Below are 12,168 nucleotides of genomic sequence, written 5' to 3' on the forward strand. Positions count from 1 at the left end.
TTACCACATACTGATCATATGAATATGGATCCCCTTCGACTTGCCGCTCAAATTGTATCAGGGATTGGTTTTTTAGGTGCCGGTGTTATTTTACGTAGAGGAAACGATAGTATTGCAGGGTTAACAACTGCTGCTATGATTTGGGGTGCTTCCGGTATTGGTATTGCCGTTGGGGCCGGATTCTATATCGAAGCCATTTTCGGGATGTGTTTCCTTATGATTAGCGTTGAACTTATACCATTAACAATGAAATTTGTAGGACCTAGATCATTTCGCCAACGTGACATCGCAGTGAAACTTGTTGTGCGCAATATGGACAATATCCCGGTTGTAATTGAAGAAATAAAAGAAATGGATATAAAAGTGAAGAATATGAAGCTTAAAACATTAGAAAATGGCTCTCACTATTTACATCTTAAATTATGTATCGATCAAAAAAGACATACTGCCGATGTTTATTACGCTCTCCAGCATCTTGAAAGTGTCCAACAAACTGAAGTGGAAAGTATGTAATAGGAAACAAACTCTCTTTTAAATTAGAGAGTTTTTCTTTTTTCTATAATGGTAACAATGAATGTAGTCCTGCAAAGTAAGGAGGAATAGGCAATTGAAATCTCGTCCAAATTTAGTAGATACATTTCGTGATTCCATTATTTTTCGTTTAATTTGCTTTATTGTTGTACTTACTGCTTTTTCCGGCTTTCTTATACATAGATTAGAACCATCGCACTTCACCACATGGTTTGATGGAATTTGGTGGTCAATCGTTACAATTTTCACTGTTGGTTATGGTGACTTTGCCCCGCATACACTACTAGGCAAACTTGTCGGCATGGGTATTATTTTATTTGGAACTGGTTTTTGTTCTTATTATATGGTTCTATTCGCCACTGATATGATTAATAAACAATATATGAAAGTTAAAGGAGAAGAAGCTGCAACTTCTAACGGTCATATGATTATTGTCGGCTGGAACGAACGGGCAAAACACGTTGTAAAACAAATGCACGTATTACAACCGAACCTTGATATCGTTTTAATTGATGAAACACTTTCTCTACTTCCAAAACCATTTCATCATTTAGAATTTATAAAGGGATGCCCCCATCACGATCAAACATTATTAAAAGCTAATATTACAACGGCTCACACTATATTAATAACGGCTGATAAAGAAAAAAACGAAAGCTTAGCTGATACACAGTCCATTTTAAATATTTTAACTGCAAAAGGACTCAATCCAAACATTCACTGCATCGCTGAACTTCTTACTTCTGAACAAATACAAAATGCAACGAGAGCTGGTGTATCAGAAATTATAGAAGGAAATAAATTAACGAGCTATGTATTTACCGCTTCCCTTTTATTCCCTTCCATTTCAGGTGTTCTATTTTCACTTTACGACGAAATCACTGATAATAAATTACAACTGATGGAGCTTCACACGTCCTGCACTGGACAAACTTTTGCAAATTGTAGCTATACTCTTTTAAAGCAAAACATTCTCCTATTAGGTATAAAGCGTGATGGACAATATATGATTAATCCAGTTCATTCCTTCGTTCTCATTGAAAGCGACATACTCATTGTTATTCACCATTAATAAAATGACGCTCTAATTCTTGCATGAGCACTTTCCCAATATTAATATATTTTCTTTTCACATCTCCATCTGGATCTTTCGGCTCAGCAAATTGATCTATCCCACTCGTTCCAGCTGTTAAAGTATTCACATGATCATCTAGTTCGTCTTGATATACGTGCGAAAGAATATACGGCGTTTCAAGGCGGACTACTACACCAGGTACATCTAGTTCTCCATCAACGGCTGTAAATGGCACCCGTAAAAATTGATAGCCATCTTCTTCATCGATTTTATAATCGAAGCATCCTTTATCATAATCCCAATTGCCACCAATGCTATATCCGAGTGGCTTCATTATCTCTTCTAGCTTATATAACGCATATGTACGTCCTTCTAAATTTGATTGAATTGGAATCAAGCCCATCCCTCCTAGACTTTTTCTTTAGCATACCCACTCTAGTTTGAATATATTGATGGACTTTTCGATGAAATAATAAAAAGCGGCCGGAATCCGGCCGCTTTTTATTATTTTAAACGCTCTTCTAATTCTGCTTTTAACTCTTCAAATCCTGGTTTACCAAGTAAAGCAAACATGTTTTTCTTGTATGCTTCTACTCCTGGTTGGTCAAATGGATTTACACCTAATAAGTAGCCGCTCATCGCACATGCTTTTTCGAAGAAGTATACAAGGTAACCGAATGTATACTCATTTAATTCAGGAATATTTACGATTAAGTTTGGTACTCCCCCGTCGCTATGTGCAAGTAATGTACCTTCGTATGCTTTTGTGTTTACGAAGTCTACAGTTTCACCAGCAAGGTAGTTTAATCCATCTAAATCGTTTTCTTCTGATTCGATTGTTAGTTCATGTGTAGATTTACCTACTTTAAGAACTGTTTCAAATAGGTCACGACGACCTTCTTGAACGTATTGACCTAATGAGTGTAAGTCAGTTGAGAAGTTTGCTGAAGATGGGAAAATACCTTTTTGATCTTTTCCTTCACTTTCACCAAATAACTGTTTCCACCACTCAGCGAAGTATTGAAGTGCTGGCTCATAGTTAACAAGCATTTCAATTGTTTTTCCTTTATTGTATAAAGCGTTACGAACTACTGCATATTGGTAAGCTGGGTTTTCTTCTAGTTCTGATGTACCGAAGTCCTCACGACCAGCAGCTGCACCTTTCATCATCTCTTCAATATTTAAGCCACTTACTGCGATTGGTAATAAACCAACTGGCGTTAATACTGAGAAACGTCCTCCAACATCATCTGGAATAACGAATGTTTCGTAACCTTCGTTATCAGCTAATGTTTTTAATGCACCACGCGCTTTATCTGTAGTTGCATAAATACGTTTGCGAGCTTCTTCTTTTCCATACTTTTCTTCTAATAACTTACGGAAAATACGGAATGCTAGTGCCGGCTCTGTTGTTGTACCTGATTTGGAAATAACGTTAATAGAGAAGTCTTTACCTTCTAATACGTCCATTAAATCTTTCATGTAAGTGGAGCTAATGTTTTGTCCAACAAATAGCACTTGTGGAGTTTTACGTTGTTCTTTAGAAAGCGTGTTGTAGAAAGAATGGTTTAACATTTCGATTGCTGCACGTGCTCCTAGGTAAGAACCACCGATACCTACAACAAGTAAAATGTCAGAGTCATTTTTAATTTTTTCTGCGCATTTTTGAATGCGAGCGAATTCTTCTTTGTCATATTGAAGCGGAAGGTCTACCCACCCAAGGAAATCGTTCCCAGCTCCAGTTTTTTCGTGGATTGCGTGATGTGTTACTTTCACTGCATCACGTAAATAAGTGATTTCATGTTCACCGATGAAGGATAACGCTTTAGAATAGTCGAACGTTACATGTGTACTCATCTTTTTCCCTCCAATTATGGATATGTATTTCTGTATTCACTTTAGCGAAACTGAAGTTGTAAATCAAGCGATTCACCCATTGTAAACGTAACCAATATATATTTTTTAGAAAAAGTTCATTTTTTGCATAAAAATTCGTATTTTTCGGTATAGATGTATATACATCCTATTTCGAACATTTTTTATGTATAAAAACAACATAACTACCCCATTCTATAAAAGAGTTAATTAACTCATCGCTTGCTCATGCTTCACAATTAAGGGGGGCTTTTTCATGAGTACTCTGCAACGTATCGCATTAGTCTTTACTGTCATCGGCGCTGTGAACTGGGGACTAATCGGGTTCTTCCAGTTTGACTTAGTGGCAGCCATTTTCGGTGGACAAAACTCAGCTCTTGCACGTATTATTTACGGCATCGTTGGTATTTCTGGGCTTATCAATCTTGGTTTACTCTTTAAACCATCAGAAAATCTTGGCACTCACCCAGAAACGAACGAAATTCGCTAGTCAGTATGTCTTTACTTCACCTCCGACATACGAATATGATTGCATGCAATCATATTTGCAAATATATATCATAAGATAAAGTAAAAGAGGAACGCTCATATGCGCTCCTCTTTTACTTTGTTAACTCGGACTCTTCAATCCATTCTGTTAGCTTTTCTCGCAGCGTATTAAATCCGTTCTCAGATGGATTCGGTATAAGAATCCGTCCTTGTTTTCTTTTCGCCGCTTTTAACGATAAACTCATTTTTCTGTGTTCTTCATCAATTGAAAGTACTTTTACTTCTACTGTATCGCCGACTTTTAAAAAATCATGAATATCCTTTACATATCCATTTGTAATTTCAGATATATGCACAAGTCCTTGTGTTTCTGCATCTAACGCTACAAATGCACCGTAATCTTGAATCCCAGTCACTTTCCCTGTTACAACCACTCCTGTTGTATATTGTTCTGACATATGAAACACTCCCATACGTTTACCATTTTCTCTACAATTGTAGATAGCAAAGCAGATGATTTATTGTTAAATATCCGATTAGTTAGTACGTACCCTAAGTAAAGCTACTCAGGATACGTATACCTTATATTAGTAAATTATACCACTATGACAGAACGCATTCAAAATTCATGAAAAAATTTCCTTAAGTAAGTATAATTCTCCAATATTAGGATAGAATACTAACACATGGCTTTCTAGTATTCCCCCCCTTTTATGGACAAAACGTATTGTGTTTTGTCCTTTTTTTATTCTCTATGAACCGTTCCATTCTCTTCATTGCTTCCATTAGTTGTTCAAGCGATGTTGCATACGAGCAACGAATAAATCCTTCACCACTTTCGCCAAATACACTCCCAGGTACAACAGCCACTTTTTCTTCTAATAATAACTGTTCTGCAAATTCCGCTGAAGATAGTCCAGTTGAAGAAATAGAAGGAAAGACATAAAAAGCTCCACCCGGCACATGACATGTTAATCCCATTTCATTGAAAGATGTCGTCATAAAATTACGGCGTTTCTTATAACTATCTCTCATCCGAATTACTTCATCATTCCCCGCGCGTAACGCTTCAAGTGCTGCGAACTGAGACATCGTCGGTGCACACATCATGGAATATTGGTGAATTTTGAGCATTAATTCTGAAAAATAAACAGGAGCTGCAATCATACCAAGGCGCCATCCTGTCATCGCAAATCCCTTTGAAAATCCTGAAATTAAAATCGTATGCTCTCGCATATTTTGAATGCTCGCGAAACTTGTATATACTTCGTCGTATACAAGCTCTGCATAAATTTCATCAGATAATACGATTAAATTGTACTTCTCAACAATCACTGCTATTTCTTCAAGCTCGGATTTATTTAGCATTGCACCTGTTGGGTTATTTGGTGAACAAAGCAAAATTGCTTTTGTTTTCGCTGTAATAGCTGCTTCAATTTGTTCTGGTTGTACTTTAAACTCGTTTTCTAAAGTAGTCGCCACAGGAACCGGAACTCCTCCAGCTAATGTTACAAGCGGTGCATAAGAAACGAAACTTGGTTCAATAATGAGTACTTCATCATCAGGATTTATAATGGCACGCATCGCTACATCTAACGCCTGACTCGCTCCAACTGTAACAATGATTTCATCGTTTGGATCATAAGATACTGCAAATTGTTTTTTTAGATACTTTGCTATTTCTTGACGGAGCTCCAATAATCCTGCATTTGCTGTATATGACGTATATCCTTGTTCTAAAGAACGAATACATGCTTGCCTTACATTCCAAGGAGTAACGAAGTCTGGTTCTCCTACCCCAAGAGAAATAACCCCTTTCATATTTGCTGCTAAATCGAAAAACTTTCGAATACCAGATGGTTGTAAAGATTCTGCTGTTCTAGATAGTTCAAATTGCTTCATGGCGTCACCACAATTCGCTTATCATCATCGTTTTTGTCATAAATAATTCCCTCATGTTTATACTTCTTCAAAATGAAATGTGTTGTCGTAGAAACGACAGATTCAATTGTTGCTAATTTTTCTGAAACAAACATCGCTACTTCTCCCATTGTCTTTCCTTCTAATGTAATAGACAGATCATATGTCCCAGACATTAAATACACAGATTTCACTTCTGAATAGCGATAAATTTGTTCAGCAACCGCATCGAATCCAACGCCGTGCTTTGGCGTAACTTTCACATCGATCATTGCCGTTAAACCTGTATGTTCTTTCACCTTCGTCCAATCGATATGTGTTACATAATCCACAATAATCTTTTCCGCCTCTAATTTCTCAACCATTTTCTTTACTTCTTCTACTTCTATATTTAACAGCTTCGCTAATGTATCTACAGATAATCGACTACTTTTTTCAAGACAAGCTAATAATTCTAATTCTTTTTCTGTCACCATATAAATCATCCTTCCTTTTCGTTTGTGTCTAAATTATACAAATACACTTTCCAGTTTGAAAAGAAGATTTTTTTAGTGAATTATGTCAAAATAAGGTGAAACTTTAATCAGTGGAAAAATGTGTGATAAAGCGAAAGGGGATGGAATTGTGAAACCAAAAGTTTATATTGCTGAACCAGTTCCAACATTTGTAGAAAACTATTTATCAGAACACTGTGATTATGAAAAATGGGAACAAAATGAGAAGGTACCTCGTGATGTTCTATTGGAGAAAATACAAGATAAAGATGGTTTATTAAATTTTGGATCTGCTATTAATGAAGAATTATTGGAGGCGGCTCCTAACTTAAAAGTAGTGAGCAACATTTCTGTCGGTTACGATAATTTTGATTTACAAGCGATGGCAAATCGAAATGTAATCGGAACAAATACACCATACGTACTAGATGATACAGTAGCTGACCTCGTTTTCGCTCTTATGCTATCTGCTGGTCGCCGTGTTTGTGAACTCGACTCTTACGTAAAAAATGGTGAATGGAATGCCGAAATTGGAAAAGAGCACTTTGGACTGGATGTACACCATAGTACAATCGGTATTATCGGTATGGGCCGAATTGGAGAAGCTGTTGCAAAACGAGCGAAATTCGGGTTTGATATGGATGTTCTTTATTATAACCGCCGCCGTAAAGAAGAAGCTGAACAAAAATTCGATGCTACATATTGTGATTTACAGACACTACTAACACAGTCTGACTTTATTGTTCTTCTTACTCCATTAACAGATGAAACGTATCATCTTATCGGAGAGAAGGAATTTTCATTAATGAAAGAAACAGCTATTTTCATTAATGCTTCTCGCGGGAAAACAGTAGATGAAGAAGCATTAATCCATGCATTAGCAGAAAAGAAAATCTTTGCAGCAGGCATCGATACTTTTACACAAGAGCCAATTCAAAAAGATAATCCGCTCTTATCATTACAAAATGTTGTGACTTTACCGCACATCGGATCTGCAACGTTAAAAACTAGGCAGCAAATGGCTATGACAGCCGCTGAAAATTTAGTTGCAGGGTTACAAGGAAAAACACCGCCTAATATTGTTCGCGGGTAATACTGAATAAACGAAAGGCAAGATGACATCGTCATCTTGCCTTTTTTGTTAACATATTTTCTTTTCTCTTGGAGATGATATGAACAAAAATCAATGGAGTGACAAAAAATGAATCACGAATATACTTGTCCTTATTTCACTTTTTCCACTCGCGGCACTACTATTCATTACGAATTGTATGAACATGATAATAAAACGGAACGTCCTACTTTTGTGCTCGTTCACGGCTTTTTATCTTCCTCATTCAGTTACCGCCGTCTCATTCCTTTACTATCGAAAGAAGGAACAGTCATTGCTCTTGATTTACCACCGTTCGGAAAAAGTGATAAGTCTCATCTGTTTAAGTATTCTTATCACAATTTAGCAACGATTATTATCGATTTAATTGAACACTTATCTCTCTCAAACATTGTGTTAGTTGGGCATTCTATGGGTGGGCAAATTTCTCTTTATGTAAACCGTATACGTCCTGAATTAATTTCAAAGACGATTTTACTATGCAGCTCGAGTTATTTAGCACGCGCAAACTTACCTTTAATGTATTCTTCCTATTTGCCGTTCTTTCATTTATACGTAAAGAACTGGATTATACGGCGCGGTATTGTTCATAACTTAATGAATGTTGTTCATGATCACTCATTAATTGACGATGAAATGAAGGAAGGCTATTCCGCTCCTTTTTATGACAACCGTATATTCCCCGCTTTAACTCGTATGATACGAGATCGCGAAGGTGACTTATCTTCAATTGAATTACAAAAAATCGAAACACCTACACTACTCATTTGGGGTGAAAAAGATCGCGTAGTCCCTGTAGATGTAGGTCATCGTCTACACAAAGATTTACCGAATTCGAAATTTATTTCTTACGAAAATGCAGGACATTTATTACCTGAAGAGAAACCTGAACATGTTTATGAAGAAATTATCGCGTTTTCCGCGCAATAATATAAAAAGGGCTGTCGGAAATTCCGACAGCCTACAATGAACAACTTCCGCCTTCTTTTATTACAAGTAATTCCACAGCTAACTTCTCACATTTTTCAAGCGCAGGTACTTCCTCAAAAGACATAAAGTATATATGTTGAATCTTCTTTGCGATGTATTTTGAATCATCAAACACACTTGCGACGTTCACAACATCGCTCGCTTCTGTTTCATAAAACTCCGGTCCCATTTGAAACGGATCCCAATTCTTCACAACCTCTATCATCTTTTCATATGTACCCATTCGCTTCCCGCCTTTTCACTTTTTAATACTTTTCTTTATCCTATCACATCAGCTATTCTATAAGAAGAGAGAGAACTTTCATAACTTAACGGTTTTACAGAAGAAGGGGGCAAACTTATGCAACTATTTCATAAAACAGTCAATCGACGTGGAACTCATAGTACAAAATGGGATACATATAAAAACGAAGAACTTATCCACGCTTGGATTGCTGATATGGATTTTGAAGTACCACAACCAATTCAAACTGCTTTAAAGAAACGTATCGAGCATCCTATTTTCGGCTATACACTTCCTCCCGAAAATATGGGCGATATTATTTGTAACTGGACAAAGAAACAGTATAACTGGGATATTCAAAAAGAATGGATTGTCTTTAGCGCGGGAATCGTTCCAGCTCTTAGTACGAGCATACAGGCCTTCACAAAAGAAAATGAATCCGTTCTCGTACAACCACCTATTTATCCCCCATTTTTCGAAATGGTTACAACAAACAATAGACAATTATGCGTGAGTCCATTACAGAAACAAAATGATACATATGCGATAGATTTTGAGCATTTAGAACAGCAATTTCAACAAGGTGTCAAACTCATGCTTCTTTGTAGTCCTCACAATCCAATTGGGCGTGTTTGGTCAAAAGAGGAACTCACACAGCTTGGCGCGTTATGTACAAAATATAATGTAATCGTTGTCGCAGATGAAATTCATTCCGATATTATTTATGCAGATCATACACATACACCGTTCGCTTCCTTATCCGAAGAATTAGCAGCGCGCACGATTACTTGTATGGCTCCGAGTAAAACATTTAATATCGCTGGATTGCAAGCATCGATTATTATCATTCCAAACGAAAAGCTCCGTCAAGCCTTTACATCTATCCAATATAGACAAGGCTTCCACGGATTAAATATATTTGCCTATACAGCGATGCAAAGTGCCTATACAGAATGTAACGATTGGCTAAATGAAATTCGATTATATATAGAAGATAACGCTAAGTTCGCTTGTGAATATATGAAAAATCATATACCTACTCTTTCCGTAACGAAACCAGAAGGTAGCTTTTTATTATGGATTGATTGCTCTCGCCTAAAGCTTTCTCAAAACGAGCGTACCAAATTACTTGAGGAAAAAGGGAAAATCATCGTTGAACCTGGCGAGAAATACGGACTAGGCGGCGAAGAACATATTCGAATTAACATCGGCTGTCCAAGATCTGTTTTAGAAGAAATTTTAAATAGACTGCGCCATACGTTTTCATCATAAGAAAGGAGGCTGTCCTACATCATTTGGGACAACCTCCTTTATCGATATCTTTTCAATTACGTCTCACAAAAAAGCTACCATGCACGGTAGCTTTTACTTTCTCTTCATATCCGATGCTTTTTTTACAATGACACCACAAGCAATTCGATCACCGGATTTCCCTGTCGGTTGTGTCATACCATCATCAGCGTTTTCTGTAATAATAATAGACGCTCCATCTTTTCTATGAATTGTCGTTTTTCCTTCTTTAAGTGTTATATGCGGCGCATCGATTTCTGCTTTAATCTTTCCAGAACCATCTGCAATTACGTTCGGTAAATCTCCATTTTCTGCACCCTTCGGATTGAGTAGTCCATGCTTTTTATCATCTGGATTAAAATGATTTCCAGCTGATTCAAAACGAGGTGCTTTACACTCTCCAATTTCGTGTACATGTAGTCCGTGCGGGCCTGGTGCGAAACCTTCCCCTTTAATCGTAATTTTCACTCCGCTAGTTTGCTGAACTACTTTCGCAGTCCCCACTTCATCACCCGAAGCATTATGTAATTTCACGTCAATTTCTTTCGGCTTTCCTTGGTCACAACCTGCCATCAGAAATAATAAACAACAACTGAAAAAAAGCCGTTTTTTCATTCAATTCCCTCCAAAATATATTCTGCCCTTAGATTGTCCGAGCATAGAGGGAAACATACAAAAATGAATTACTGTTTCTTTTCTGCTAATAATTTTTCTTCAACCTTCTGCAATCGGTCTGCTTCTCGTTTTGATACACGAATAAACATACGCCACGTGGCAACAGCACCAATGATAAATAGAACGCAAACAATCCCTGGAATAATATATTCTGTTTTATCTTCCGGAAAATATAAAGGCATCATATGAAACACTCCTTATTATAGGATTCACAAACCATCAGAATTTTCTGTTATATTATTTTAAATTATAGTTGAACCGATTCATATTCTCAAGGGGGCGTTCCGAAAGCAAATGATTTCTTTGACTCCTTCTCCTACTTTCCTTACTATAAACTTGAGGTGAAAAATATGAGAGAAACATTTGAAATTGGTGAAATCGTTACAGGTATTTATAAAACTGGAAAATACATCGGCGAAGTTACAAATAGCCGCCCTGGCAGTTACGTCGTAAAAGTATTAGCTGTTTTAAAACATCCGGTGCAAGGTGACTTACATAACGTAAAACAAGCTGACGTACCATTTTTCCATGAAAGACGCGCTTTAGCTTTCCGTGAACAGACGAACATTCCAGAGCAAATGGTGAAGAAATATGAAGGAGAAATTCCAGATTATACAGATTCACTCAAATTAGCATTAGAAACTCAAATGAATTCATTTTCTGAAGATGATTCACCTTTTGCGGTTCGTAGTCTAGAAACATTAGAGCAATTAAAAAAAGACTACAAACTTTAAAAAAACAAAACGACCAAATTACATGCTGTGCAATTTGGTCGTTACTGTGTGCTCACTTTCTTTAACACTTTTGAAAAATCAACGAGTTCCCCTAATGTTGGAGGTGCTGGTTTCACTAAATACTCTTTATCTTTTTCTACTAATTTAAAAATATTATACGTCGTCATCGCATCATCTAATGCACAATGATGCTTACCCGTCCCTACTTTTCCATACGCTTCAATTGCTTTCCACAATCCTGTTTGATTTCTCTCACCAAAAAACTTCTTATACTCAAGTGATAGATCACGACACTGCCCTAGGAACGGAAAATCTACTCCCGCTTTTTCACAATTATGCTTCAACACTTTCATATCCATATTTCCCCACGTAACAATGGTCGGTTTACATCTCTTTTCATATTCTGCAAGTTTTTCAACGAGTTCTGGAAACGAAATTCCTTTATCTACGACTTCTTGTTTAATCCCTAAAAATTTCTTACATCGATCCGTTAAAGATGGAAAAGTCTTCGGCCTAACATGAGCTGAATACGTATCTTCTACCTTACAGCCAACAACCGAAACGAGTCCTACCTCAATAATCTCCGGGAAAAATCCTTTTGGTTTTTTTCTGTGCTGGGGCATCGTAAACTCAAAATCCAAAAATAAAAATCGTTGTTCATCCATACGATCCCTTCCTTATCATCTTTGTCATTCCTTTCTATTTGACACTCCTACACGAACAAGCTCGAATGCTAATTCCATTTTAAATATTCAGATTGG

The 12,168-nt window shown here is 36.9% G+C and carries 16 protein-coding genes (1 of these 16 running past the window's edge); 7 read left to right on the forward strand and 9 right to left on the reverse strand.

Going from position 1 to position 12,168, the window contains the following annotated elements:
• Window positions 1–513, forward strand: partial view of an MgtC/SapB family protein gene (locus ATN06_RS25020; RefSeq protein ID WP_060632713.1) — the 3' portion only. Its footprint begins 168 nt before the window's first position; 513 of the gene's 681 nt are visible here — the last part of the coding sequence; its start codon lies off the left edge, out of view; its stop codon occupies window positions 511–513.
• A 94-nt stretch (window positions 514–607) separates the two neighbouring features.
• Window positions 608–1,603 (forward strand): potassium channel family protein, encoded by a 996-nt coding sequence (locus ATN06_RS25025; protein WP_060632714.1) that lies wholly within the window; start codon window positions 608–610, stop codon window positions 1,601–1,603.
• Here ATN06_RS25025 and ATN06_RS25030 read toward each other — a convergent pair.
• Both ATN06_RS25030 and ATN06_RS25035 read right to left on the reverse strand, forming a co-directional pair.
• Window positions 1,590–2,003 (reverse strand): YugN-like family protein, encoded by a 414-nt coding sequence (locus ATN06_RS25030; protein WP_060632715.1) that lies wholly within the window; start codon window positions 2,001–2,003, stop codon window positions 1,590–1,592. The genes ATN06_RS25025 and ATN06_RS25030 overlap by 14 nt on opposite strands.
• Before the next feature lie 107 nt (window positions 2,004–2,110).
• Window positions 2,111–3,463: a glucose-6-phosphate isomerase gene (locus tag ATN06_RS25035; RefSeq protein WP_000103661.1), complete on the reverse strand. Its 1,353-nt coding sequence runs from the start codon at window positions 3,461–3,463 to the stop codon at window positions 2,111–2,113.
• 274 nt (window positions 3,464–3,737) lie between these two features.
• Between ATN06_RS25035 and ATN06_RS25045 the strand changes: the two genes are divergently transcribed.
• Window positions 3,738–3,971 (forward strand): DUF378 domain-containing protein, encoded by a 234-nt coding sequence (locus ATN06_RS25045; protein ID WP_000105788.1) that lies wholly within the window; start codon window positions 3,738–3,740, stop codon window positions 3,969–3,971.
• A gap of 112 nt (window positions 3,972–4,083) precedes the next feature.
• Here the strand turns inward: ATN06_RS25045 and yugI are convergent, their stop codons facing one another.
• The 3 genes from yugI to ATN06_RS25060 form a co-directional block, all read right to left on the reverse strand.
• Window positions 4,084–4,428 (reverse strand): S1 domain-containing post-transcriptional regulator GSP13, encoded by a 345-nt coding sequence (gene yugI / locus ATN06_RS25050; RefSeq protein ID WP_000003765.1) that lies wholly within the window; start codon window positions 4,426–4,428, stop codon window positions 4,084–4,086.
• Between the two features lie 253 nt (window positions 4,429–4,681).
• A complete protein-coding gene (locus ATN06_RS25055) occupies window positions 4,682–5,872 on the reverse strand; it encodes an aminotransferase (RefSeq protein WP_060632716.1) in 1,191 nt (396 codons plus the stop codon).
• Window positions 5,869–6,366, reverse strand: a complete 498-nt coding sequence (locus tag ATN06_RS25060; protein ID WP_060632717.1) for an Lrp/AsnC family transcriptional regulator — start codon at window positions 6,364–6,366, stop codon at window positions 5,869–5,871. The genes ATN06_RS25055 and ATN06_RS25060 overlap by 4 nt, the downstream gene beginning before the upstream one ends.
• A gap of 118 nt (window positions 6,367–6,484) precedes the next feature.
• On the opposite strand from ATN06_RS25060, the gene ATN06_RS25065 reads away from it, so the two are divergent.
• Together ATN06_RS25065 and ATN06_RS25070 are read left to right on the forward strand one after the other, a co-directional pair.
• Window positions 6,485–7,477, forward strand: a complete 993-nt coding sequence (locus tag ATN06_RS25065; protein ID WP_060632718.1) for a 2-hydroxyacid dehydrogenase — start codon at window positions 6,485–6,487, stop codon at window positions 7,475–7,477.
• Window positions 7,478–7,585: 108 nt separating this feature from the next.
• Window positions 7,586–8,425 (forward strand): alpha/beta fold hydrolase, encoded by an 840-nt coding sequence (locus ATN06_RS25070; RefSeq protein WP_060632719.1) that lies wholly within the window; start codon window positions 7,586–7,588, stop codon window positions 8,423–8,425.
• A 31-nt stretch (window positions 8,426–8,456) separates the two neighbouring features.
• On the opposite strand, the gene ATN06_RS25075 is transcribed toward ATN06_RS25070, so the two are convergent.
• Window positions 8,457–8,708: a YugE family protein gene (locus tag ATN06_RS25075; protein ID WP_000537636.1), complete on the reverse strand. Its 252-nt coding sequence runs from the start codon at window positions 8,706–8,708 to the stop codon at window positions 8,457–8,459.
• A gap of 117 nt (window positions 8,709–8,825) precedes the next feature.
• Here ATN06_RS25075 and ATN06_RS25080 point away from each other — a divergent pair, with 117 nt between their 5' ends.
• Window positions 8,826–9,980, forward strand: coding sequence for a MalY/PatB family protein (locus ATN06_RS25080; protein ID WP_060632720.1), 1,155 nt, complete (start codon window positions 8,826–8,828; stop codon window positions 9,978–9,980).
• 93 nt (window positions 9,981–10,073) lie between these two features.
• On the opposite strand, the gene sodC is transcribed toward ATN06_RS25080, so the two are convergent.
• Both sodC and ATN06_RS29280 read right to left on the reverse strand, forming a co-directional pair.
• Window positions 10,074–10,613, reverse strand: a complete 540-nt coding sequence (gene sodC, locus ATN06_RS25085; protein ID WP_060632721.1) for a superoxide dismutase [Cu-Zn] — start codon at window positions 10,611–10,613, stop codon at window positions 10,074–10,076.
• Between the two features lie 68 nt (window positions 10,614–10,681).
• Window positions 10,682–10,858 (reverse strand): hypothetical protein, encoded by a 177-nt coding sequence (locus ATN06_RS29280; RefSeq protein ID WP_000982762.1) that lies wholly within the window; start codon window positions 10,856–10,858, stop codon window positions 10,682–10,684.
• 165 nt (window positions 10,859–11,023) lie between these two features.
• Here ATN06_RS29280 and ATN06_RS25095 point away from each other — a divergent pair, with 165 nt between their 5' ends.
• Window positions 11,024–11,407: a kinase-associated lipoprotein KapB gene (locus ATN06_RS25095; protein ID WP_001209341.1), complete on the forward strand. Its 384-nt coding sequence runs from the start codon at window positions 11,024–11,026 to the stop codon at window positions 11,405–11,407.
• A 41-nt stretch (window positions 11,408–11,448) separates the two neighbouring features.
• Here ATN06_RS25095 and kapD read toward each other — a convergent pair whose 3' ends face one another.
• On the reverse strand, window positions 11,449–12,072 hold the full coding sequence (gene kapD / locus ATN06_RS25100; RefSeq protein WP_000344362.1) for a 3'-5' exonuclease KapD: 624 nt from the start codon (window positions 12,070–12,072) through the stop codon (window positions 11,449–11,451).
• Window positions 12,073–12,168 lie beyond the last annotated feature (96 nt).

The organism is Bacillus thuringiensis (genome assembly GCF_001455345.1).
GTDB lineage: Bacteria > Bacillota > Bacilli > Bacillales > Bacillaceae_G > Bacillus_A > Bacillus_A thuringiensis_N.

What these genes read in the sequence shown, in the direction of transcription:
- ATN06_RS25035 (WP_000103661.1), bottom strand. Translation starts at nt 3,463, where the DNA reads ATGAGTACACATGTAACGTTCGACTATTCTAAAGCGTTATCCTTCATC.
- ATN06_RS25045 (WP_000105788.1), top strand. Translation starts at nt 3,738, where the DNA reads ATGAGTACTCTGCAACGTATCGCATTAGTCTTTACTGTCATCGGCGCT.
- yugI (WP_000003765.1), bottom strand. Translation starts at nt 4,428, where the DNA reads ATGTCAGAACAATATACAACAGGAGTGGTTGTAACAGGGAAAGTGACT.
- ATN06_RS25055 (WP_060632716.1), bottom strand. Translation starts at nt 5,872, where the DNA reads ATGAAGCAATTTGAACTATCTAGAACAGCAGAATCTTTACAACCATCT.
- ATN06_RS25060 (WP_060632717.1), bottom strand. Translation starts at nt 6,366, where the DNA reads ATGGTGACAGAAAAAGAATTAGAATTATTAGCTTGTCTTGAAAAAAGT.
- ATN06_RS25065 (WP_060632718.1), top strand. Translation starts at nt 6,485, where the DNA reads ATGTGTGATAAAGCGAAAGGGGATGGAATTGTGAAACCAAAAGTTTAT.
- ATN06_RS25070 (WP_060632719.1), top strand. Translation starts at nt 7,586, where the DNA reads ATGAATCACGAATATACTTGTCCTTATTTCACTTTTTCCACTCGCGGC.
- ATN06_RS25075 (WP_000537636.1), bottom strand. Translation starts at nt 8,708, where the DNA reads ATGGGTACATATGAAAAGATGATAGAGGTTGTGAAGAATTGGGATCCG.
- ATN06_RS25080 (WP_060632720.1), top strand. Translation starts at nt 8,826, where the DNA reads ATGCAACTATTTCATAAAACAGTCAATCGACGTGGAACTCATAGTACA.
- sodC (WP_060632721.1), bottom strand. Translation starts at nt 10,613, where the DNA reads ATGAAAAAACGGCTTTTTTTCAGTTGTTGTTTATTATTTCTGATGGCA.
- ATN06_RS29280 (WP_000982762.1), bottom strand. Translation starts at nt 10,858, where the DNA reads ATGATGCCTTTATATTTTCCGGAAGATAAAACAGAATATATTATTCCA.
- ATN06_RS25095 (WP_001209341.1), top strand. Translation starts at nt 11,024, where the DNA reads ATGAGAGAAACATTTGAAATTGGTGAAATCGTTACAGGTATTTATAAA.
- kapD (WP_000344362.1), bottom strand. Translation starts at nt 12,072, where the DNA reads ATGGATGAACAACGATTTTTATTTTTGGATTTTGAGTTTACGATGCCC.